Annotated in this window: 2 protein-coding genes; both read left to right on the top strand. The window is 61.3% G+C overall.

All coding sequences use genetic code 11. The annotated features are described in order from the left end of the window. Positions 1-694: FAD-linked oxidase C-terminal domain-containing protein (locus tag AC1D1X_RS21240; RefSeq protein WP_477699106.1), on the top strand; the 694-nt coding region annotated here is incomplete at its 5' end. A 61-nt stretch (positions 695-755) separates the two neighbouring features. Beyond that, on the top strand, positions 756-2,036 hold the full coding sequence (locus tag AC1D1X_RS21245) for a serine hydrolase domain-containing protein (protein WP_477699107.1): 1,281 nt from the start codon (positions 756-758) through the stop codon (positions 2,034-2,036). The last annotated feature ends 160 nt before the right edge of the window (positions 2,037-2,196 follow it).

Here is a 2,196-nt window from a genome sequence, read left to right on the forward strand (position 1 = left end):
GCCCATGACGGCCGCGGTGGAAGACTTTGTGCATGCGGGCTACGACCTGAGCGCGGTCGCGATTTTGCTGTGCGAAAGCGACGGCACGCCAGAGGAAGTTGAAGAAGAAATCGGCCACATGACCGACGTGCTGCGCCGCTGTGGCGCCACGGCCATTGCGGTGAGCCAGGACGAGGCTGAACGCCTGCGCTTCTGGAGTGGCCGAAAAAACGCCTTCCCCGCATCGGGACGCATCAGCCCCGACTACATGTGCATGGACTCCACCATCCCGCGCAAGCGGCTGGCCGACATCCTGCTGGCTATCGCAGAGATGGAAAAGAAATACCAGCTGCGCTGCGCCAACGTATTCCACGCGGGCGACGGCAACCTGCACCCCTTGATCCTGTTTGATGCCAACGACCCCGATCAATTGCACCGCTGCGAACTCTTCGGTGCAGACATTCTGGAAACCAGTGTCGCGATGGGCGGCACCGTGACGGGCGAACACGGCGTGGGCGTGGAAAAGCTCAACTCCATGTGCGTGCAGTTCTCCGCCGAGGAAAACGGGCAGATGTTCGGTGTCAAACGCGCGTTCGACAGCAAAGGCCTGCTCAACCCGGGCAAGGTGATCCCAACGCTGAACCGCTGCGCCGAATACGGAAAAATGCTGGTTCGGGGCGGGCAGATCAAGTATCCCGATTTACCGCGCTTTTAGGCGAAAAGAGCAACCGCATGGCGACCTCGTAGACTGCGCGGACAACCCCACGGCCCAAAAAATGCATACGACGCTGTCCAGCAGTGTTTCCACCATGCGCCGCCAGGTCTCCCGTGGCCTGGCAGGCGCCTTGCTGGCGTTCGTTTCGCCGTGGGGCTGGTGCCTCGAGGTGGGGCAGTCACTGCCCCACCTCGAGCCCTTCGACAAGGCCATGCTGGAGGTCATGAAGAAACACGATGTCCCGGGCGCCAGCCTGGTCGTGGCCAAGGACGGCAAGCTGCTCCTTGCCAAAGGCTACGGTTATGCCGACAGGGACAAGCAGGAAGCCATGACGCCGCAAACCCTGTTCCGCATGGGAAGCATCAACAAGACCTTGACGGCGGTCATGGTGCTCAAGCTGGCAGAGGATGGAAAGCTGAAACTGGACGACCCGGTGCTGCCCTTCTTCGAGAAAGCCGGGATAGCGCCCGCCGCCCCCGCTGACCTGCGCGTCAGGGACATCAGCATCCGGCACCTGCTTCAGCATTCAGGCGGGTTCGATCGGGAGCGCTCTGGTGATCCGTTTTTTCAGCCCCGGCTCAGGGACGTTGCCCGCCGGCAAGGCGTTGCGCCCGTTACCTGCGATGCGATCATCCGGGATTCCCTGCAGGACAAGCTGGATTTCACACCCGGCGAGCGCTTCGCCTATTCCAATACCGGTTACTGCATGCTCGGAAGGGTTGTGGAAATCGTCACCGGCRAATCCTACCGCGCCTTCAGCAGCCGGGAGTTTCTGAGGCCGTCCACCGGCAAAGGCTTTCAGGCTGCAAGCAACACCGAGAGCCGGCAGGGCGAGACGAAGTACTACGCGTATCCCGGAGAACCGCTGCAGCGGGGCGCACCGGGTGTTACGAACGCGAATGTACCCAGTCCTTACGGCTCCTACTCCATCGAAAACATGGACGCACTGGGCGCCTGGATTGCAACGCCAACAGATGTGCTGAAGTTTTTCCTGGCGATCGACGGCGCACGGGGAAAACGCCTTCTGAATGAGGAGTCATTGCAAACCATGCGCAGCGAGCCGATGCTGGAAAAAGACGGCAATCCGCGCAGCTTTTATGCGGCAGGCATCCACGTCGTCAGGAGTGACAAGGGCGATAACTGGTGGCACACAGGCAGCCAGCCGGGCCTGCAGACCCTGGCACTTCGGACCCGGCAAGGCTATGCATGGGTAGTGGCCTTCAATTCCAGGCCGGACCCATCCGGGCGCCGCGCCTTCTTCAAAGACATCGACCAGGCCCTGTGGGGCGCGGCGAATGCGGTGCGGGAGTGGCCGCAAGGGGATCTTTTTGCCAGTCCTTGAACTTTCCAGGGTGGGTCTTGCCATGACCACTCCGGCAATTCCGTTCGACCCCATCGCTTCGAGAGTGCGCTCATCTCCCGTGGAAACCATGCCATGACAGCGTTGCGGGGTTTGGCCTGGTTACTCGTCTTTCAGTCCGCTGGGGAACTTCTTTCTCACG

Source organism: Polaromonas sp. P1_G4 (assembly GCF_056405475.1).